Raw genomic sequence first — 20,388 nt, 5'->3', positions numbered from 1 at the left:
TTTTTATATTTCATAAAATTGTCTTTAGGTATCATGATTTGAAAGTAATCATAGTCTTCAAAGGTCATTAAACAACGTCTTTTTATTTCAGCTATTTCATTTTCTCCAAATTTTCCAGCCCAAACATCAAAGAAAGAGATGCATGAGTTACATAAACAGCAACTGTTTCCCAAGATTCTTTTGATGGGTGGAATAAAAATTAGTCTTATGTATCTGTACTAATCTCTTCCCATTCTTGATTCATGTAATTAACCAACCAATTAAGAGCATAATGTCTTTCGTAAACTACACCTTCGTTTAGAGCAGGGGGAATTTCCAAATGATTTAGTTGGGCTTCTCTTACAGCCCAATGTGCGCGATAAATAAAATCTAGATTATCCAAGACAACGTTAATGGGTTTTAAAGTGGCCATATTTAGCAATTCTTGTCTCGAATGATTTAAAACCGTTTCAAACACCAAATCTACATCACACATATCAGCAGGAGTATCTATCTCAGATATTAAATTTACAGACCAAAGTAAAACCCATATACATTCTAATTTCCAGGAATAAGCGATTAAATCATTCTGTTTAGGTTGCCATGTTGAGATAAATTTTTGTTCTTCTTCTGTAAATAATTCATTAGCGTTATATTTATTGATGAATTTTTTGATTTCTGCCTTTGGAGCCTTCAGTGCTTTCGCTGAAACAATAGATAATGGTATTATTCTGTTTATAATTTCTTCTTTTGTTCTAAGAGAAACCTCATCTTCATTTTCTGCTAAGGGTAAATGCACATTAATGGGTACATTTAATGTTCTTAGTATATTTTCAGAGTGTTCTTTTCTAATTGTTGAACTTTTCATTGTACACCTCACTAGAGTAATCTCATACTCGTTCATTACAGGAATGTTGCTGCGTTAGTTTTATAAAACAGGTTCTTGCTTGTCTTCTACCTATATACATAATCCCGCTCAATTCCCAAAGCAAATAAAGTTATTTGATTCTTCTTGAACTATAGCGACCAATCATTATAAGGGACTATATCATATCGAAAATTTTCTTTCTTTTTTATCTTTACTTGGTATATCTGTCTATCAACATATCAGAGATTCGCAGTATTATTTCCCAGACAATCTTCAAGCAAGCTAGGAACGGAAGAAGCATCAGTTTAGAGTAATAGTAATTATAGATAAAAGATAAAAAGTGACTTTAATCATTCTATTACAAAAGAAGGAAGTGTGAACAGTTAAAGCGAAACTGTAAGGTAGTTTGTTTTTATGCTGTCAGGATGTACTTATTCGGATTTAAGATGAACCGAATAAAACAAATTGTTTAACCCAAAAATTAAAAATCATTGCTCTTATGGTTTTATACACAGAGTTCTTAAACTATTATAAGTCTTCTTTAAGAAAATTCGTTAACATTCCGATGTTTGAACGAAAGGAACATTCCTTAATTAATATTCTTTTCACATAATTATCAAGCCGATATTTAAAGGGGGACAATAACTATGAAAAATCAATTAATGAACATGTTAGAAATGCGTAAAAATGAAATGATTCAAATTCGTCGTTATTTACACGAAAACCCGGAGCTTTCCTTTAAGGAAGAAAAAACAGCACAATATATCATTGATTTTTATAAGGGAAAAGATGTGGACATTCAAACGAATGTTGGAAATGGATTAGGAATCATCGTAACAATCGAAGGTGGGAAACCAGGAAAAACGATAGGTCTTCGTGCAGACTTTGATGCGCTGCCTATTTTAGAAGAAACCGAGGTTCCATTTAGGTCTAAAAATGAAGGTGTGATGCATGCTTGTGGACATGATGGACATACAGCTTATCTATTAGTCTTGGCAGATTGCCTCATTCAGCTTAAGTCTTCCCTTTCTGGTACCATTAAAATCATCCATCAACATGCTGAAGAAGTACCGCCAGGAGGTGCGAAAAGCATCGTGGAATCAGGGGTGCTAGATGATCTAGACGCTGTTTTTGGAACGCATTTGTTCCCATCACATCCAGCTGGAGAGGTGGGGTATCGCAGCGGCTATTCGATGGCTGGCAGGACATATTTCAAGTTAGGGATAAAAGGTGTAGGCGGCCATGGTTCTTCCCCACATTTGGCTAATGATGCTATTGTTGCAGGTTCCCATTTTGTAACAGCTGTTCAAACCGTAATCAGCCGGCGCTTGAACCCCTTTGATATGGGCGTTGTCACTATCGGTTCTTTCGATGGAAAAGGAAGCTTTAATGTCATAAAAGATCGGATAGAGATTGAAGGGGATGTACGCTATATGACAGAGGAGACCGAACAGCTGATAAACAATGAAATACACCGAATTGTTAAAGGGATAGAAACAGAATTTGATGTTCAGTGTGAGCTTTTATATATGCCGGATTATCCACCTTTATATAATGATCCTAAAATGACTGAATTTGTGAAAAATAGCCTTCAAAACATGAATGACCCAGATATTAAGCACGTCTTAGAATTCCCAATGTTCTCAGGATCAGAAGATTTTTCATATTATGCGGAAAAAACGCCTGGTTGTTTCTTTTACATAGGCTGTAAACCAAAAGGGGTAGAGAAGGTGTATTTCAATCACCATCCTAAATTCGATATCGATGAAGATGCGCTTCTGATTGCGGCCAAATCAGTGGCGCAAGTTGTATGTAGTTTTTATGAATTAGATTAGTCAACTGTAGCCCTACTTTTCTAAAATAGTTATATAACCCCCAAAACACCGTTCGGTTTAATCGAACGGTGTTTTGTAGAATCTTGCCGCTACATTAATAAAACTAGAAGAATTCACCAAGAATGATATGGTTTGTATTAAAACTTAATCTCTTTGTAAACATCATTTAACAGCGGTGTTTTATTTAAATAGTAGACTAAGGGCTAACGTTATTTTTTTATATAGAATAGGTTTATACTCTTTTCAGAAGGGGTTTAATAGGATAAGAGTTATGCGAAAATCGAAGGGTAAGTACAAATAAATAAAAAAAGCACATACAAATTCCTATTCAGCTTAAATTCTCTCGATATTTTATAAATAACTGGTAGAATAAGTTACATAACTACAGATAGTAGAAAGAGTGATAGGTTTGAAATGGCTAAATAAGATGAAGAAATGGTTCCAAGCAGAGGAAATTATTGAGATTGAAGAAATTATTATAGATGAACCGCTAGATGAAGAAACATTAAAAAATATGGATTTTTCCAAGCATACAAACACAAGGAAAGAAGATATAAAAGAATACAATCAAACAGTGGAGAAGATGTCCCAGGTGAATGATCCGGATACAAAAATCCTGTTTCAATATCCGAAAGGGCAATTTAAGTTTCCTCTCATTCCTGACCAAGAGCAGCATAGAAGAAAGCCTAGGGAAAGAAAGAGGGAAGAGCGTGAGCGTGAACGTGAGCCTAAGCGTGAACGTGAGCCTAAGTCTAAGCAGGAAAAAGTGACCAAAACTAGAAGTCCTGTGAGGGGACCTGAACCAAAGCATAGAAACGTCGATCGTGAATCAACAAACAAAATAGTTCCATCGAAAACTCCATTCCGTCCGACGGAAATCCCCTCACCTATATATGGGTTTCGTCGTCCAGAAAAAAAGATGGTCACTAATGAGCGAATTGTCGAGTATGAATTAGAAAGCAAGCTACCTGTTCTCAAAAAAGAAGAGCCAGAAGTTCCAGCGTATAGCTCTAACACCACAAAAGAAGTGGCCTATGAGGAATTAACAATTGAACCTTCTGTTCTTGTACCAGAACAAGTGGAAGAAAAAAGGGAAGAAGAGATGGAGATTCCCGCTTATTTCCGTAAAAACGCACCTGCAACACCCCTTGAGGAAGTAGCAAACGAGCCTTCTGAACCTATTTCTGAACAGGTGGAAGAAATAAAAGCCTTAGAGCAGGATCAGGGTGATTTTGGGCGGGAAGTGGCTGTTTCGATTATGGAACAGGTGGAAGCGACACCGACCAAAGCTTATGTAGCTCCAAAGGAAGAAGTTATACAACCAACACCGGAATATGTCGAGAAACCTGTCGAAAGTCAAGTGATTGATTTAGAAAGCGAACCAGCGGCGACTATTACGGAAGAACAGCCTAAACGCCCCAAAAAACATATTCCTTTTAATGTGATGATGCTTAAGCAGGATCGGGAAAAAACTCAATACCTAAATAAGATTATAGCGGAAAAAAAAAGCCCTGATTCAGAGAGGGGAGTAGTTTCTTTTGAAAAGAAACCTACAATAAATCCTGATGAAGCAGGGTCTGGACAAGCAGTACAATCCGGATCCATTCATGAATTGAAAACAGAGGCAGACCGAGTCGTGTTGGAAGAGAAGCCGGTTATGCCAGAACCTATAAGCTTCCGGGAAACGCAGTATGAATCCGTAGCGGTAGCCGAACCTGAGAATGCCGGTGAATCCAATATGGAATCAAGTGGGGTCTATGAATCGCCTTTCATGCCGGAAGTGAAAACCACTGAAAATGTTGAGCAAAAAGAACCGAATACAGAGGCTGCAACAGAAGTAGAAAGAAGAAGCATGAAGGATATCTCAGAAGCTCTGGTGTCTATAGAAGTGGACGACAACCCTTATTATGTGTTTCCGAAGATTGATTTGCTGACACCTCCTACTTACGCAGAGCATGATGATGAGTGGCTTGAGGAGCAGACATTATTACTAGATGAGACACTGAAGAACTTTAATGTCCGGGCAAAAGTTGTCAATGTCACTCAAGGGCCAGCAGTGACTCGTTTCGAGGTGCATCCGGAACCGGGTGTGAAGGTGAATAAAGTAACAAACCTGATGGATGATATCAAATTAAGTCTAGCTGCTCAGGATATGCGGATGGAAGCGCCGATTCCGGGTAAGCATACAATTGGTATCGAGATTCCAAACAGGAAAAGTAAGCCGGTATTTTTGCGAGAGGTTTTGGAAAGTACTGAATTTCAAGAGCATGAATCACCGCTTGCTGTGGCACTTGGACTCGATATATCAGGTCAGCCGATTATCACTGATTTAAGAAAAATGCCACATGGCCTGATTGCCGGACAAACCGGATCAGGGAAAAGTGTCTGTATCAACACGATGCTGGTTAGCTTGCTGTATAAAGCGACGCCTCAGGAGTTGAAATTACTATTAATCGATCCGAAAATGGTCGAGCTTGCTCCATATAACCGGATTCCGCATTTGGTCAGTCCAGTCATTACTGATGTGAAGGCCGCTACAGCTGCCCTGAAATGGGCGGTAGAGGAAATGGAACGGCGTTATGAATTGTTTGTTCATGCCGGCGTCCGTGATATTAGCCGCTTTAATGACCAAGCAGAAAAATCCGGACAATATTCAAGCAAGCTTCCTTATATTTTGGTGATTATTGATGAGCTGGCGGATTTAATGATGATGTCCCCAGCTGATGTCGAGGAAGCGATCTGTCGCATTGCTCAAAAGGCCCGTGCCTGTGGTATTCATTTAATTGTGGCCACACAGCGACCATCAGTCGATGTCATAACAGGATTAATCAAGGCAAATATTCCGACAAGAATCGCGTTCTCTGTTTCTTCCCAAGTCGACTCACGCACGATTATCGATAGCGGAGGGGCAGAAAAGCTGTTAGGAAAAGGGGATATGTTATTTGCTGAAAACGGCTCATCAAAAACGGTGCGTTTGCAAGGAACTTTTGTAAGTGACGAAGAAATTGATCAAGTCGTCAACCACGTGAAACTAGAGCAGCAGCCGAAGTATTTATTTGAGCAAGAAGATTTGTTAAATCGGGCACAGGTTACTGAAGATGCAGATGAGCTTTTCTTTGAGGCATGTGAATTTGTTGTGAGTCAGCAGGCTGCATCAGCATCAAGTGTCCAAAGACGCTTCCGTGTCGGTTACAACCGGGCAGCGCGTCTAATAGAAATGATGGAGCAGCAGGGGGTTGTTTCGGAATCAAGAGGCAGCAGACCCCGTGATGTTTTAATCACAGAGGAAGAACTTGAATTTTTGCATGTGAATTAAGAGAACCTATTAAAAGGAAATTGTATATAATGTTAAAGGTGAAAACGCGGTGTTATCACCTTTCATGACGGAATAGCCAATGATTTGATAATTTGGTATCTGCTTGACATGGATGAATGAATAAAAAAGTGATATAATAGTTTTTTGTTGATGAGTGATTGAAAATATAAGTATAAAAAACCTATGAAGAAATTGCATTTCTTCAAGTCTCGTAATGAAAAAACAAATAAAAGATGACGTCATATACTGTCATACAGGTAGACGATTGGTGGAGGTTCGCTTTATGACTGCTTACCATTTTGTGGGAATTAAAGGATCGGGTATGAGCGCTCTTGCTCAAATACTGCATGATATGAATATTGAAGTGCAGGGTTCCGACTATGAAAAAGAATTTTTTACACAATTAGCGTTAGAAAAAGCCGGGATAAAAATCCTTCCTTTCAATGAGGAAAATATACAACCAGGAATGACCATTATTGCAGGGAATGCGTTCCCGGACACCCATCCGGAAATCGTAAAGGCAATGGAACTGGGTTTGCCAATCATCCGTTATCACCGTTTCCTTGGTGATTTCATGAAAAACTATATTAGTGTGGCAGTTACGGGAGCGCATGGTAAAACATCGACAACCGGCTTACTGGCCCATGTTATGGGTGGCGTAAAACCAACATCCTTTTTGATTGGGGATGGAACGGGTAAAGGGATTGTGGATTCTAATTACTTCGTATTTGAAGCATGTGAATATCGCCGACATTTCCTTTCTTATTATCCGGATTATGCAATCATGACAAATATTGATTTCGATCATCCTGATTATTATGCCAATGTTGAAGACGTGTTTGAGGCATTCCAAACGATGGCTCTTCAAGTCAACAAAGGCATTATTGCGTGCGGAGATGATGAGCATTTACCACATATTCAGGCGAAAGTACCAGTTATTTTTTACGGATTCGCGGAAGGAAATGATTTTCAAGCGAAAAATGTTTTCGTCACTTCAGAAGGCACTACATTCGATGTGCATGTAAGAAACAATTATTATGATACTTTTACTATTCCGACTTACGGAAAGCATAATGTGTTGAATGCACTAGGTGTCATTGCTCTTTGTAAATATGAAAACTTGGATACGGAAGCTGTGAAAGCCCAATTGCGGACTTTTGGCGGAGTCAAACGCCGGTTCTCTGAGAAGGAAATCGGAAGTCAGATCATCATTGATGATTATGCGCATCATCCGACTGAAATCTCAGCAACTGTTGACTCAGCGCGTCAAAAATATCCAGAGCGTGAAGTTGTTGCGGTATTCCAGCCACATACTTTCTCAAGAACGCAAGCATTCCTGGATGAGTTTGCCGACAGCTTGAATTTAGCCGACAAAGTATACTTATGCGAAATTTTTGGATCTGCTCGTGAACACCAAGGAAAGTTGTCGATTGAAGATCTTCAAGAGAAAATACCGGGTGCCGAGCTGATAACGGAGAACACAACATCTATATTGCAAAATCATGAAAACAGTGTCGTACTATTTATGGGTGCAGGGGACATTCAAAAGTTCCAGGCGGCCTATGAGCAGTTACTACAGGTTAAATAAAAAAAATGGCCAATCCGTTAGCGGGTCGGCCATTTTTTTTAGTTTAGATCCATAGAAAAAAACCAGCCGCAAAATAGACTGAGGCTGGTTTTTTAAAATCCGGTACAACTTATAAATGTTATTTTAAATTTTCTGGATTTAATTTTTCCAGTTCAGGTAAGACAAAGCGTCCGTCCTTACGAATCAAGACATCATCAAAATAAATTTCTCCTCCGCCATACTCAGGGCGCTGGATATTGACTAGGTCCCAGTGAATGTTTGAATGGTTTCCGTTAAAGGCATCATCATAGCATTGTCCAGGGGTAAAATGAAAACTTCCATCAATTTTTTCATCAAAGAGGATATCTTGCATCGGGTGTAGAATATAAGGATTTACACCAATCGCAAATTCACCGACATATCGTGCGCCTTCATCCGTATCAAAAATTTTGTTGATGCGTTCAGTATCATTCGCAATTGCTTCAACAATTTTCCCATCCTTGAATGTTAACTTCACGTTTTCAAAAGTAAAACCCTGATAAGGGGACGGAGTATTATATGAAATCACACCATTGATTGAATCCTTCACAGGAGCCGTATATACTTCACCGTCAGGAATGTTTAGCTCACCTGCACATTTGATGGCTTTAATGTCTTTGATGGAGAAGGATAAGTCCGTTCCGGGACCTGTTAAGCGGACTTTATCTGTTTTATCCATCAATTCAACAAGGTTTTCCATTGCTTCGCTCATTTTGCCGTAGTCGAGGTTGCAGACTTCGAAATAGAAATCTTCGAATGCTTCTGTACTCATTTTGGCTAATTGAGCCATGGAATTTGTCGGGTAGCGAAGTACGACCCATTTTGTTTTTGGTACGCGGATATTTCTATGTACTTTCCCGACTGTTTGTCCCTGAATTGCCATTTTCTCTGCAGGGACATCGGACTGCTCATTGATATTATCCCCGGCACGAAGCCCGATATAAGCATCCATCTGGCTCATTACGTTTGCTTCAAACTCACCCATCATCTTGTATTGTTCTTCTTGAGCACCCATTAACAAGGCACGATCCACCTGGTGGTCTTTTAAAAGGACGAACGGGTAACCACCTGCTGCATAGGCTTCATTCACAAGGGCGTTAACAAGTTCACGCTGCAATCCAAAGTTTTCTATTAAGACTTTTTCACCTTTTTGAAGCTTCACGGAATAATTGATTAAGTTATTTGCTAATGTTTCAATTCTAGGATCTTTCATAAAAATACCTCCAATGTTTAAATTCGACTTATCTTTCTATCATAACCGATTTATTGCCATAAGTTCATCTATAGACTCCTATGGAGGAAATGGTTTTAGACAATAATATTTCCAGATTAGGGTTTGGTAGGGTATATTGAAAAAATAAAAACGTTTATAATAACAGGGAAGGGGTAACTAATAACTAACAGTTACTTAATAGTCGATTTTTTTCGGAGGTGTTCCAATGGAGATTATTTTATACGTAAGTGCTGCAATTGCAGCGATTGCTTTCTTAGTCCTTGTTATTTTTTTAACCAAGGTACTCACATCACTTCAAGCTACCTTGGACAGCGTGGCCCGGACGCTGACAGGACTTGAAAGCCAAATGCAGGGCATAACGCTCGAAACTACCCAGCTATTACATAAAACAAATACGTTGGCTGAAGACTTGCAACAAAAATCAGAAAATCTGAACACAGTAGTAGATGCTGTGAAGGATGTCGGCACATCCATCTCAAGCTTTAACACTTCCGTCCAAAAGGTTTCCCATAAGGTGCAGACGGAGATTGATAATAATCAAGAGCGAATTTCCCAAATTGTACAATGGAGTAATGTAGCCTTGGAAATTCGGGACAAATGGAAATCCAGAAATAAGCAGGCTGCCCCGACTCCAAATGAAAGAGCGGAGTTAGAACGGGAAGCACTAGAAACAGATAACTTACCTAAAAAAAGGTTTTTACGCTCTAGATCTTAAAATCTAGTTAAATAAAAATAAACTGAAAATTGAGAGGGGAATGTACTATGACTCAAAAAGAATTTCCGACAAAGGACTACCAGAAATCATATGAGGACGAATGCGACTCTATCAATTCAAAGGACTTTATGATTGGCGCCTTAATCGGTGGCATGATTGGAGCAGCAACAGCGCTGTTTATGGCTCCGAAAACAGGTAAGGAATTAAGAAGTGATTTAAATGAACAAGCTAGAAATCTTTCAGAGAAAACAGAAAAACTAAGACAAACGGCAATGGAAAAAGGTACAGCTCTGGCCGATACTGCCAAAGAAAAAACAAGCTCTGTCACTGAAATTGTTTCTAATAAATCATCTGGTATTGTTAATAAAGTGAAAAGTTTAAAAGTGGGTAAAGAAGAAAACGGTGATGCTGCCGATGATACTACAAATTCGAGTAATAAGGATATTGATGTAACTGGAACTTCAGATGCTCCAATCGTATCGGTCGAAACCAATTATACGAACGATAACAACACGGATTCAGAAAATGCTCCAGCCGATCCTACAAGCGGAAACAAGAATACGGCAAAATTAAAGCTTGATGAAGCGAAAAAAGCATTTGATGAAACAGAAAATAAATTAAAAAATTAAACTCAAATCTTCATTCATATATTACTGGTGAAGGCGCATAGAAGTTTGTCAAGAATCAAGCGATGAAGCGGTACGATAGCTTCATCGTCTTTTTGATGATAAACTATGCTAATAATGAAAGGAGACTTCAAAAAATGACAATAAATAAAATTGATTCAGAAGAACAATTCAATGAGCTTTTAAATAAGGAGACGTTCCTTCTTTTCAAGCATAGTTTAACATGTCCAGTCAGCGCTGAAGCATATGAACAATATGAAAAGTATATGGCAGCGAACGAGGAACTAAAAACGGCCTATTTAGCCGTTCAAGAAGCGCGTCCTCTATCCAATTATGTGGCAGAAACATTTGATATTAAACATCAATCGCCACAGGTTATTCTTTTTAAAAATGGAAAACCAGCCTGGAATGAATCTCATTGGAGAATTACATACGATTCACTAACTAAAGCTATCTCTGAATAAGTTGAAAAGCCGGATCCCTTTGCTTGAGGGATCCGGCTTTTTTATTCCGCCTTCATTCATACAGTAGTTGGCCAAAGGATTTTTAAATGATCCCCGGGAGAAATTACTTCATGAAAGGTCGTTTCTTGATCGTTTTTGATAAGGGTAAAGCGTTTATCTCCTTGAGCGGGCAAGTCAATTTCGACATGGCGGAATACATCCTGAAAAATAAATGGTTCTAGTTTTTGTCGGACTAAGCTGATTGAATCTCCTGTATGAATGAAATCATTCTCTTCAAGAAGTTCGTTGTTCCGCCGAAACTCAGCTAGTTTCTTAGAGAGGATAACTTGATTACCCTCATAAAAAACAGGGATGGAGAAGGTGTGCTGAATATTAAGGGCGTCAGCAACATCCAGTAATGTTGGCTGGGTCCGTCTTGTGATTTCTATTTCATCTCCATCATCAAAAGAGTAGGCAAGTTTCGATTCTAAACCATTTTTAGTGATTCTTCCTGTTAAGGCCGGGAGCCGAATGGCTCTACCATTTAACTGAAAGGAAAAAGGTTCAAGACGAGTAAGGAGCTCAGGCTGTTGAACCGCCTTAATTAATTCCTGGATTGTTCCAGGCATTTCGCAGGTTATTTGATCATGGTCCTCAACAAGTTCATTGCCAGACGCCGCTTTTCCATTTCTGGTGATAGAGGCCCAAATCCTATGTTCTGTTCCATTAAGGGTAACTTTTTTACTGGAGTGGTCATCAAGCACATCGCTTATCCGTAAAATAGCGGGCTCACCGTCTTCACCTTTTTTGGTTATAATGACATCCTCATTTCTAACTTCATCATCTAAGGAGGCTTCTTTCCCATTTAAAGTAATAAGAGATTTCTTCCCGTGTCCTCCTGGAAGCGTAATCTGCTGCCCATTGATATGTACAATTTTAGCAATCCCAGGCTTTCCGTACAGTTTACTCATCCGGATACCGGCCGTGAGCAGGCAATCCCCCAGGCTTGTCCGTTTCATATCGAATAGACGGATGGGACGGTCGTCAACGGTTACGCTCATATACTGTATCGGGTTTTTATCGGCTGCAATGGCTATGCCAATTGGGGTAACCAATTCGGGACCTTTTTGAATCGTATCTGAAATCCCGAGGTTTTGGATGGCTTCTATACCACGAATAGCAACTCGGTTCTCAGGCAAATTTAATTTTTCAGCCAAAAGTCGGGGAAGCTCTGGTGTCTGACTTCCGCCACCAACAAGCATCACTGCTTTTGGCGGTTTTGCGTTATTCAGAGATAGAATTTCCGTACTGATTGACTCGGCCAAACGATCGAGTGAGGGATGAATATTATGGATGATATCTTCCCTGGAAACATCGTTGGCAAAACCGAGGATATCTGTAACTGTTATATGATCATGATCGATTAACTCTCTTTTTGCATTTTCGGCTAATGGGAAATCAAGAAGCAGGTAGTCACTGATTGCCTCGGTTATTTCATCACCGGCAATTGGCACCATCCCATAGGCAATGACTGTCCCTGAATCTGTCAGGGCAATATCTGATGTCCCGGCTCCAATATCTACTAAAGCGACGTTTAAGCGCCGCATGGATGACGGAATGAGTACATTGATAGCTGCTATAGGCTCAAGGGTGAGAGCCTGCATTTCCAAATCCGCTCTCTTTAAGGCTGACAGCAGTGATTCTACGACAACCTTCGGAAGAAAGGTAGCAATGATCTCAACAGATGCTTCATCACCGCTCTGGTCAATTAGACTACCTATTTCCTGTCCATCAAGCCGGTAGTATAAAACAGAATAACCAACGCAATAATACATGGAATGGGAAGTGGTTTGTTTGGCAACAACGGCCTGTGCTTCCTGGACGGCACTGAATTCAAGGTGAAGGATATCTTCACGTGTCAGCATCGGCTTGCCTCCAATATTGATCGCCATTTCCGCCCGTTCCGTTTTTAAGGCCCTTCCGGCAGCAGCCACGGAAACCTTCTTTAAGGAACCGTGTTTTTCTTCAAGTTGACTTTTGATATGAGTAATGACTTTGGATACGGCAAGGACATCATGAATTTGTCCATCGAGCATGGCTCTCTCAGAATGCTCTTCAGATAAAATATCTATTATATTATAGCTTTCCTGCTTTTTTTCCAATATAATTCCTACAACGGATCGTGTTCCAATATCTAAAGCAAACAGTTTTTCGTACATGGTAAACACCTACTTTTATGTAATTATGACTTTAATGCTTAAAAGCGTTTAATTATTAAAGAAAAATGTAGTGACATTTAAAGATACTTCATTTATAATTGATTTAATTATACATGAAATATTATAAAATTTTTCATTGGATAAAATAATCGGGGCAAATGAGTGAAAATTCAAATAGATAATTTGGGCTTTTAATCGCTGAACCGGTTTTAATTTTAAAAAACGAAGGGATGGATTTGTAATGAGCAACAAAGAGCTTGATGGACTTCGTAATCAACTGGATGATGTGAACCTTCAGTTATTACATCTTATTAATCAACGTGCTGAACTTGTACAGGAAATTGGCCGCGTAAAAGAAAAACAAGGTGTAAACCGTTACGATCCGGTCCGTGAAAGAACAATGTTGGACCTTATCGAAGCTAATCATCAAGGACCTCTTGACCTTGGTTCGATTAAACATATTTTCAAAGAAATCTTCAAATTAGGCTTGGAACTTCAAAAAGATGACCAGAAGAAAACGCTTCTTGTTTCTAGAAAACAAAAATCGGAAGATACAATCATCGACATTAAAGGCGAATTGATTGGGAACGGAATTCCAAGCTTTGTTTTCGGACCATGTGCCGTTGAATCTTATGAACAAACAGCTGCAGTAGCTGAAGTCATCAAAGCAAAAGGCTTGAAATTAATGCGCGGTGGTGCATATAAACCACGTACCTCTCCATACGATTTCCAAGGACTTGGTTTGGAAGGCTTACAAATTCTTAAGCGTGTAGCTGATGAATACGGCTTAGCTGTAATCAGTGAAATCGTGAGTGCAAACGACATCGAAGCTGCGGTTGAACATATTGATGTCATCCAAATCGGAGCACGTAACATGCAAAACTTTGACTTGTTAAAAGCTGCAGGTGCCGTAAATAAACCTGTTCTCTTGAAACGTGGACTTGCTGCAACAATCGAGGAGTTCATTCATGCAGCGGAATACATCATGTCACAAGGTAATGGTAACATCATCCTTTGTGAGCGCGGTATCCGTACTTACGAAAAAGCAACAAGAAATACACTTGATATCTCTGCTGTTCCGATTTTAAAACAAGAAACTCACTTACCGGTTATGGTTGACGTAACGCATTCTACTGGACGACGCGACCTATTGCTTCCAACAGCTAAAGCAGCTCTTGCTATCGGTGCGGATGGTGTCATGGCAGAAGTTCATCCTGATCCGTCTGTTGCTTTATCAGACTCTGCACAGCAAATGGACTTCAAACAATTTGATGAATTCTACGAAGAAATTAAACGTTTGAACTGGGTAACAGTATAAGCTAGAAGGTTTTTAAAATATGCACTTACGGCCCTTACCATCTTGGCAAGGGCTATTTTTAATGGTAAGATACTTGTTTTTGCAGAAAAAGTCTATAAAAAGGCACTATTGGATTGCAGGAAAGATTCTACTATCGTATGATAAATAACAAGAATGAGAACTGTTCGGAAGGTTGAGTCATACATAAAGTGATATCTATGTGAATTTTATACTTGTAGAGATTATGAATCATGGCTGAGAAGAAAGAGTAGGACTGCATTTTTGTTAGTCAGATTGTTCCTAAAATAATCTTCCTTATAGAAGAAAAACGTATAAAAGAATTTTTCTCAAATATTTCGAGTCTTTTATGGGAAAAATGAAAGAAATGGAGGAATGGATGAATGAATAATATAACCATTTATGATGTGGCACGCGAAGCGAATGTTTCTATGGCCACTGTGTCCCGCGTAGTAAACGGGAATCCAAATGTAAAGCCTGCAACAAGAAAGAAAGTTTCAGACGTGATTGATAGGTTAGGATACCGTCCTAATGCAGTGGCGAGGGGTCTTGCCAGCAAGAAAACAACAACAGTAGGGGTTATTATCCCAGATATCTCTAGTATCTTTTTTGCCGAGTTAGCACGAGGCATAGAAGATATTGCGACTATGTATAAATACAATATCATTCTAAGCAGTTCTGATGAGAATATAGATAAGGAATTTCATTTGTTGAATACGATGCTTGGAAAACAAGTAGATGGTATCGTATTCATGGGTGGCAATATTTCGGATGAACATGTGAGAGAGTTTAAAAATTCACCTGTTCCAATCGTATTGGCTGGTTCGGTAGAAGAAAGCGGACAAGTCCCATCCGTTAATATTGACTATGAAGCAGCTGCATTTGACGCAGTTACCTTCTTCGCCCAAAAGGGTCACGAGCATATTGCTTTTGTAACTGGAAACTTGTCCGCGCTAATTAATGAAAAGAAATTAGCTGGTTATAAACGAGGGTTGAAAGAAGCGGGGCTTTCATTCGATGAGAGTTATATTGTTGATGGCGATTATACATATGATTCAGGGATTGAGTCTTTTGATAAGTTTCTGGAAGCTGAAAAGAAACCGACAGCGTTCATTGTCGGCGCTGATGAAATGGCTCTAGGAATTGTCCATGCTGCTCAGGACAAAGGCTATAATGTACCGGAAGACTTTGAAGTGATCAGTTTTGATAACACCCGATTGACCTTAATGGTTCGCCCGCAAATTACGACGATCGTTCAACCTTTATACGATATTGGAGCGGTTGCAATGAGGCTTCTGACAAAATTGATGAATAAAGAACAAGTGGAGGAGGGTCATGAAAAAGTGATCTTACCACATCGAATTGAAGAGCGGCAATCAACGAAATAAGCTGGTTAGAGAGTGTCCTTAGGGCACTCTCTTTTAGTTTTGAAAACTATATGAAGGGTCTTGACGAAAAAAGATCGTTTTTCAACGACCTTTTTAGTCAGCTTTTATCATTACTTGTTGATGTTTGTTTGGAAGTTCGGATGGGATAAAGAGCCTTTTCGAGCGTTTGGGCATTCTTCTCGGTAATTTCTGGTTTCCTTGGAATCGGTTCGTATATGTCCTCCATATCATCCCACTCATTTGGGAGCGTCACAGGGGACTCAGGCTGCCATGTATTAAGCCATTCTTTCGATAGGGGGCCAGATATATCATTATTCGTCATCTCAAGCCAGACCCTCGACCAGGCACGCGGAACGACACGCCAGATATCATACCCTCCGCCGCCAACTGCAATCCAGCGGCCTTCACAATACTGATGGGCCAATTCGTGAGCCAATTTTGGTATTTCCCTGTAAATCTTCATTGTGGCAGATAGGTGGGTGAGTGGATCATAATAATGAGAATCGGCACCATTTTGTGTTAAGATGACATCCGGTTTGAAGAATTCAACCACTTCTTTAAAGGAAGTTGTGTAGCATTCGAGCCAGGAGTCATCTTCCGTGAACGCATCGACGGGAATATTGAATGAATAGCCGTAGCCCTTTCCTTGCCCTCGTTCGTTAATATTGCCAGTGCCGGGAAACAAATAACGTCCTGTTTCATGAATGGATAGAGTGCAGACTTCTGGGTCATCATAAAACGACCATTGTACGCCGTCACCATGATGGGCATCCGTATCGACATATAAGACACGTGCGCCATATTTTTTTTGTAAGTATTTAATCGCGACCGAACTATCATTATAAATACAAAAGCCCGAAGCTTTGCCGCGAAAACCATGATGCAGGCCCCCACCAAGATTCAGGGCATGCAGAGACTGACCGGTCATAACGGCATCCACGGCCGTTAAGGTTCCACCTACTAGTAAGGCACTTGCTTCATGCATATTAGGGAAAATTGGAGTATCTTCTGTTCCTAATCCATAATTTACGGCTTTTTCAAGAGGAAGTTTTCCCTCGCCCGCCAATCTGACAGCGTTTACATAATGGTGGTCGTGAATCAGTTCTAATTCTTCATCGGTAGCGATTCTAGGTTTTATAATTTGATCATCACTAATTGCATGGTGTTTTTTTAACAAATCTAGCGTGAGCTTAAGCCGCTTTTGATTAAAAGGATGCTCGTCGCTGAATTTATAGGTAAGGAGTTCATCGGAATAGACAAACAGTGATTTATCAGTCATGAGAAATCCCCGGTAGACTAGGCCATAAAACGGTATAGCCTTCTTTCTTTAAATCCTCCACCACCATAAATGGATTCATTGTCTGCACACGGATTACAAGAATCTTATAATCAATTTCAGTTTTTTCCGGATAAACAAGAGTACTCAGGATATTCAAATTGCGCTTTTTGAAAATGAGGGCAATATCGTAAAGCGCCCCTGCTTTATTCGGAATTTTAATTTCAATTTGGGAACCGGGCTGATTAACCCCTGTTAATTCAACGTAAGAATGAAGCAAATCAGAACCGGTTATAATGCCTACTAACTTTTTTTCTTTCACGATTGGCAAGCAGCTGATATTGTTTTCACAAAATACAGCCCCGATTTCTTCAACAAAATCTAGCGGATGCCCTGTGATTATATCTGTTTTCATGATGCTGGCTAGTGGTTTTTGTAAATCATTTTTGTATTCTGAGGTGCGGAAAATCGAAGGAGCAGCATCCCGTATATCACGGTCACTGACTAATCCCACAAGTTGAAAGTTGTCATCGACAATGGGAATATGGCGAATTCGTTTCTCCTTAATGATTAAGACAGCGTTATGGATTGTATCTGTTGGAGTGAGAGAAATAATATCTTCATTCATTATTTTTTCAACAATCATATTTGTTCCTCCTCTTTACTCACCTTTTTAATACATAAATCGATTCATAAAACGTAGTTGGTCAAACTTCTGGATAGATTCAGGCGGCACTCTTTTTCCAATACGCGCCATCAGGCAGTTGGCTGGATGGGAACTGATTTCCGGGTCATCTGTTGCAAAGTAGACCAAGTCGCCGGCACTCATCATTTTTTCCATGATTTTGCGATAGTCCCAAATATTCAATCCTGTCCCTTTCAAATCCCAATGCCAATAGTATTCAGTTGTGATGATGATAAAGTCTTCTACCGAATCGTCTTCCATGGAGAGACGGATTAAGTTCTTCCCGACGGAGGCACCCCGATATTTAGGGATGACCTCGATTGCACCAAGCTCAATCAGGTCATCCATCTTGATTTCTGACCAGCGTTCCAAGGGGTCGGGATATAAATAAGTTACATAACCAACGATGGTCTGATTTTCACGCGCTATAAAGATTCTGCCCTCAGGCAAGTCTGCGATCTCGATTAACGCTTTATGCTGCAGAGCAGGTGGGCGAAAGGCGACTAAGTCTTCGTGAAACTCATAGGATGCCATTTTTTGTCCATTAAGCGGGCCTTCAATGATAAGTGTGCCGCTTAATGTCTGCAATTCCTTAGCGTAATAGGTCTTACTATATTCCATTCTTTCACCAACCTTGTAAAATAGTTATCTTTTATACTTATATCCCAAAGTATAAGATTCATTATGCTTGAAAACTAACCAAATGGAAAGTTTACATAAATTATACATAAAAAACAAGTGAGATAATTCTGAAAGTTCGAGACATATTTGAATCTTTTGTTACAACATGGCTTTATGTTCCGGATATCAATTCGTAATCACCCTTTAGCAATATTCGCCTTAAGTTTTCAAAATTTATAGCGAATTAATTTACCCTAATATGGAAAAAATAAGTATTTTAAAAATTGAGAAAATTAGAATTTTATACTATAATACAAAATATAAAGCTGAAAAAAGGGGGAGTATGTCGTATGAATGTGAAAGCGCTGCCAGTAGTTGAGGGTAATTTTAATTTAAAGAATTACGATGAAAAATACAAGACGTTTGACTGGTCTGAAGCGGAAAAGGAATTCTCCTGGTCTGAAACAGGTAAAGTGAATCTCGCATATGAAGCCATTGACCGCCATGTTGAAACATACAGAAAAAACAAGGTCGCCCTTTATTACAAAGATGAAAAAAGAAATGAAAAGTACACATTTAAGGAAATGAAAGATTATTCAAACCAAGCGGCCAATGTGTTCAAGAACATTGCCAAGGTGGAAAAGGGTGATCGTGTTTTCATTTTCATGCCTCGCTCCCCGGAACTTTATTTTGCATTACTAGGTGCCATTAAAACTGGAGCAGTAGTCGGTCCGTTGTTCGAAGCTTTCATGGAGGGCGCCGTAAGAGATCGTCTGGAAGATAGCGAGGCAAGTGTGATAGTAACGACTCCTGAGCTTTTGCCTCGTGTCCCGGTGGATGAATTGCCCCATTTGAAACATATTTTTTTAGTGGGGGAAAATATCAAAGAAGAAGGAAAATATTATCACTTTAATAAAAAACTAAAAGAAGCGGACAAAAAATTTGAGATTGAATGGGTGGACCGCGCTGATGGACTGATTCTTCACTATACATCTGGTTCGACAGGGAAGCCAAAAGGTGTGCTCCACGTACATAATGCGATGGTTCAGCATTATCAAACGGCAAAATGGGTCCTTGATTTACAGGAAGAAGATGTGTATTGGTGCACAGCGGATCCTGGATGGGTGACAGGGACGTCTTACGGTATCTTTGGTCCATGGCTGACAGGTACATCGAATGTCATCGTAGGTGGTCGATTTAAGCCTGAATCTTGGTACAAAACTCTGCAAGACTTTGGTGTTACGGTCTGGTATAGTGCGCCGACTGCGTTCAGGATGCTGATGGGTGCAGGAGACGAAATCGTTAAACAATTCGATTTAAGTTCTCTCCGCCATGTCTTAAGTGTCGGTGAACCGTTGAATCCGGAAGTGGTCCGCTGGGGGATGAAAGTATTCAATCACCGCATCCATGACACATGGTGGATGACGGAAACAGGTGCTCAACTCATCTGTAATTATCCTTGCCTGGAAATCAAACCGGGTTCGATGGGGAAACCGATCCCAGGTGTGGAAGCGGCAATAGTGGATAATCAAGGTAAAGAGCTTCCTCCGCACAGAATGGGGAACCTTGCTATTAAAAAAGGCTGGCCTTCAATGATGAAGACTGTCTGGAATAATGAGTCAAAATATGAATCTTACTTTATGCCAGGCGATTGGTATGTTTCTGGGGATTCCGCTTATATGGATGAAGAAGGATATTTCTGGTTCCAAGGCCGCGTAGATGATGTCATCATGACAGCCGGGGAAAGAGTAGGTCCTTTCGAAGTGGAAAGCAAGTTGGTTGAGCATCCAGCCGTTGCTGAAGCAGGGGTTATCGGGAAGCCAGATCCAGTCCGGGGCGAAATTATTAAAGCGTTTATTGCCCTTCGTGACGGATACGAAGCCAACGATGAATTAATTGAAGAAATTCGTCAATTTGTTAAGCTAGGTCTCGCAGCACATGCCGCACCACGTGAAATTGAATTCCGAGATAAACTTCCGAAAACACGAAGCGGTAAAATCATGCGCCGGGTCTTGAAAGCTTGGGAACTTGATCTTCCAACTGGTGATTTATCATCAATGGAAGATTAAAAAGCCGAGTTATCTGGAATCAAGAATAGTAGAAAAAAGGCATCCATGTTCATTGGCATGGATGCCTTTTTCATGTGTTTAAAGTTTAAGGGTCCTATGCTAATCAAGTTAAATAGCATAGGAAATAATAAATCTATAAAAAAACAGGCTGTCGGGTCGTTTCCCCGCAGCCTGCTAAGTTACTTCAAGAAGC

Annotated in this window: 15 protein-coding genes; 9 read left to right on the top strand and 6 right to left on the bottom strand. The window is 39.8% G+C overall.

The features are described 5' to 3' along the window. Window positions 1-205: 205 nt before the first annotated feature. Window positions 206-847: a DUF4272 domain-containing protein gene (locus JFV29_RS21310; RefSeq protein ID WP_201186218.1), complete on the bottom strand. Its 642-nt coding sequence runs from the start codon at window positions 845-847 to the stop codon at window positions 206-208. 647 nt (window positions 848-1,494) lie between these two features. On the opposite strand from JFV29_RS21310, the gene JFV29_RS21305 reads away from it, so the two are divergent. From JFV29_RS21305 to murC, 3 genes are all read left to right on the top strand, one after another. Then, window positions 1,495-2,682 (top strand): amidohydrolase, encoded by a 1,188-nt coding sequence (locus JFV29_RS21305; protein WP_201186217.1) that lies wholly within the window; start codon window positions 1,495-1,497, stop codon window positions 2,680-2,682. 409 nt (window positions 2,683-3,091) lie between these two features. Beyond that, window positions 3,092-5,998, top strand: coding sequence for a DNA translocase FtsK (locus JFV29_RS21300; RefSeq protein ID WP_242486927.1), 2,907 nt, complete (start codon window positions 3,092-3,094; stop codon window positions 5,996-5,998). A 283-nt stretch (window positions 5,999-6,281) separates the two neighbouring features. Then, complete coding sequence (murC, locus tag JFV29_RS21295; protein ID WP_201187987.1) at window positions 6,282-7,586, top strand: UDP-N-acetylmuramate--L-alanine ligase; 1,305 nt, start codon at window positions 6,282-6,284, stop codon at window positions 7,584-7,586. A 118-nt stretch (window positions 7,587-7,704) separates the two neighbouring features. Here the strand turns inward: murC and JFV29_RS21290 are convergent, their stop codons facing one another. After that, on the bottom strand, window positions 7,705-8,817 hold the full coding sequence (locus JFV29_RS21290) for an aminopeptidase (protein ID WP_201186216.1): 1,113 nt from the start codon (window positions 8,815-8,817) through the stop codon (window positions 7,705-7,707). Between the two features lie 226 nt (window positions 8,818-9,043). Here JFV29_RS21290 and JFV29_RS21285 point away from each other — a divergent pair, with 226 nt between their 5' ends. The 3 genes from JFV29_RS21285 to ytxJ all read left to right on the top strand — a co-directional run bounded on the left by JFV29_RS21285 (window position 9,044) and on the right by ytxJ (window position 10,643). Continuing rightward, on the top strand, window positions 9,044-9,553 hold the full coding sequence (locus JFV29_RS21285; protein ID WP_053347327.1) for a DUF948 domain-containing protein: 510 nt from the start codon (window positions 9,044-9,046) through the stop codon (window positions 9,551-9,553). A 47-nt stretch (window positions 9,554-9,600) separates the two neighbouring features. After that, window positions 9,601-10,182 (top strand): YtxH domain-containing protein, encoded by a 582-nt coding sequence (locus JFV29_RS21280; RefSeq protein WP_201186215.1) that lies wholly within the window; start codon window positions 9,601-9,603, stop codon window positions 10,180-10,182. 134 nt (window positions 10,183-10,316) lie between these two features. Then, on the top strand, window positions 10,317-10,643 hold the full coding sequence (gene ytxJ, locus JFV29_RS21275) for a bacillithiol system redox-active protein YtxJ (RefSeq protein ID WP_201186214.1): 327 nt from the start codon (window positions 10,317-10,319) through the stop codon (window positions 10,641-10,643). A gap of 56 nt (window positions 10,644-10,699) precedes the next feature. Here ytxJ and JFV29_RS21270 read toward each other — a convergent pair whose 3' ends face one another. Further along, on the bottom strand, window positions 10,700-12,841 hold the full coding sequence (locus tag JFV29_RS21270) for a cell division protein FtsA (RefSeq protein ID WP_201186213.1): 2,142 nt from the start codon (window positions 12,839-12,841) through the stop codon (window positions 10,700-10,702). A 241-nt stretch (window positions 12,842-13,082) separates the two neighbouring features. Here JFV29_RS21270 and JFV29_RS21265 point away from each other — a divergent pair, with 241 nt between their 5' ends. Together JFV29_RS21265 and ccpA are read left to right on the top strand one after the other, a co-directional pair. Continuing rightward, complete coding sequence (locus JFV29_RS21265) at window positions 13,083-14,159, top strand: bifunctional 3-deoxy-7-phosphoheptulonate synthase/chorismate mutase (RefSeq protein WP_053347323.1); 1,077 nt, start codon at window positions 13,083-13,085, stop codon at window positions 14,157-14,159. Window positions 14,160-14,539: 380 nt separating this feature from the next. After that, window positions 14,540-15,544 (top strand): catabolite control protein A, encoded by a 1,005-nt coding sequence (gene ccpA, locus JFV29_RS21260; protein WP_056529426.1) that lies wholly within the window; start codon window positions 14,540-14,542, stop codon window positions 15,542-15,544. Window positions 15,545-15,641: 97 nt separating this feature from the next. On the opposite strand, the gene JFV29_RS21255 is transcribed toward ccpA, so the two are convergent. The 3 genes from JFV29_RS21255 to JFV29_RS21245 are packed head-to-tail and all read right to left on the bottom strand — an operon-like array spanning window position 15,642 to window position 18,126. Next, complete coding sequence (locus tag JFV29_RS21255) at window positions 15,642-16,823, bottom strand: acetoin utilization protein AcuC (protein WP_201186212.1); 1,182 nt, start codon at window positions 16,821-16,823, stop codon at window positions 15,642-15,644. Continuing rightward, window positions 16,816-17,466, bottom strand: coding sequence for an acetoin utilization AcuB family protein (locus JFV29_RS21250; RefSeq protein ID WP_201186211.1), 651 nt, complete (start codon window positions 17,464-17,466; stop codon window positions 16,816-16,818). The genes JFV29_RS21255 and JFV29_RS21250 overlap by 8 nt, the downstream gene beginning before the upstream one ends. Window positions 17,467-17,493: 27 nt before the next feature. Then, window positions 17,494-18,126 (bottom strand): GNAT family N-acetyltransferase, encoded by a 633-nt coding sequence (locus JFV29_RS21245; RefSeq protein ID WP_201186210.1) that lies wholly within the window; start codon window positions 18,124-18,126, stop codon window positions 17,494-17,496. A gap of 350 nt (window positions 18,127-18,476) precedes the next feature. Between JFV29_RS21245 and acsA the strand changes: the two genes are divergently transcribed. Then, window positions 18,477-20,195: an acetate--CoA ligase gene (gene acsA, locus JFV29_RS21240; RefSeq protein ID WP_098175764.1), complete on the top strand. Its 1,719-nt coding sequence runs from the start codon at window positions 18,477-18,479 to the stop codon at window positions 20,193-20,195. The last annotated feature ends 193 nt before the right edge of the window (window positions 20,196-20,388 follow it).

The sequence above is a fragment of the Peribacillus sp. TH16 genome (assembly GCF_016651095.1).
Lineage (GTDB): Bacteria > Bacillota > Bacilli > Bacillales > DSM-1321 > Peribacillus > Peribacillus butanolivorans.
The sequence above is the reverse complement of the archived record's forward strand: the minus strand, read 5'-3'. Positions and strand labels throughout refer to the sequence as shown.

What these genes read in the sequence shown, in the direction of transcription:
- JFV29_RS21310 (WP_201186218.1), bottom strand. Translation starts at nt 847, where the DNA reads ATGAAAAGTTCAACAATTAGAAAAGAACACTCTGAAAATATACTAAGA.
- JFV29_RS21305 (WP_201186217.1), top strand. Translation starts at nt 1,495, where the DNA reads ATGAAAAATCAATTAATGAACATGTTAGAAATGCGTAAAAATGAAATG.
- murC (WP_201187987.1), top strand. Translation starts at nt 6,282, where the DNA reads ATGACTGCTTACCATTTTGTGGGAATTAAAGGATCGGGTATGAGCGCT.
- JFV29_RS21290 (WP_201186216.1), bottom strand. Translation starts at nt 8,817, where the DNA reads ATGAAAGATCCTAGAATTGAAACATTAGCAAATAACTTAATCAATTAT.
- JFV29_RS21285 (WP_053347327.1), top strand. Translation starts at nt 9,044, where the DNA reads ATGGAGATTATTTTATACGTAAGTGCTGCAATTGCAGCGATTGCTTTC.
- JFV29_RS21280 (WP_201186215.1), top strand. Translation starts at nt 9,601, where the DNA reads ATGACTCAAAAAGAATTTCCGACAAAGGACTACCAGAAATCATATGAG.
- ytxJ (WP_201186214.1), top strand. Translation starts at nt 10,317, where the DNA reads ATGACAATAAATAAAATTGATTCAGAAGAACAATTCAATGAGCTTTTA.
- JFV29_RS21270 (WP_201186213.1), bottom strand. Translation starts at nt 12,841, where the DNA reads ATGTACGAAAAACTGTTTGCTTTAGATATTGGAACACGATCCGTTGTA.
- JFV29_RS21265 (WP_053347323.1), top strand. Translation starts at nt 13,083, where the DNA reads ATGAGCAACAAAGAGCTTGATGGACTTCGTAATCAACTGGATGATGTG.
- ccpA (WP_056529426.1), top strand. Translation starts at nt 14,540, where the DNA reads ATGAATAATATAACCATTTATGATGTGGCACGCGAAGCGAATGTTTCT.
- JFV29_RS21255 (WP_201186212.1), bottom strand. Translation starts at nt 16,823, where the DNA reads ATGACTGATAAATCACTGTTTGTCTATTCCGATGAACTCCTTACCTAT.
- JFV29_RS21250 (WP_201186211.1), bottom strand. Translation starts at nt 17,466, where the DNA reads ATGATTGTTGAAAAAATAATGAATGAAGATATTATTTCTCTCACTCCA.
- JFV29_RS21245 (WP_201186210.1), bottom strand. Translation starts at nt 18,126, where the DNA reads ATGGAATATAGTAAGACCTATTACGCTAAGGAATTGCAGACATTAAGC.
- acsA (WP_098175764.1), top strand. Translation starts at nt 18,477, where the DNA reads ATGAATGTGAAAGCGCTGCCAGTAGTTGAGGGTAATTTTAATTTAAAG.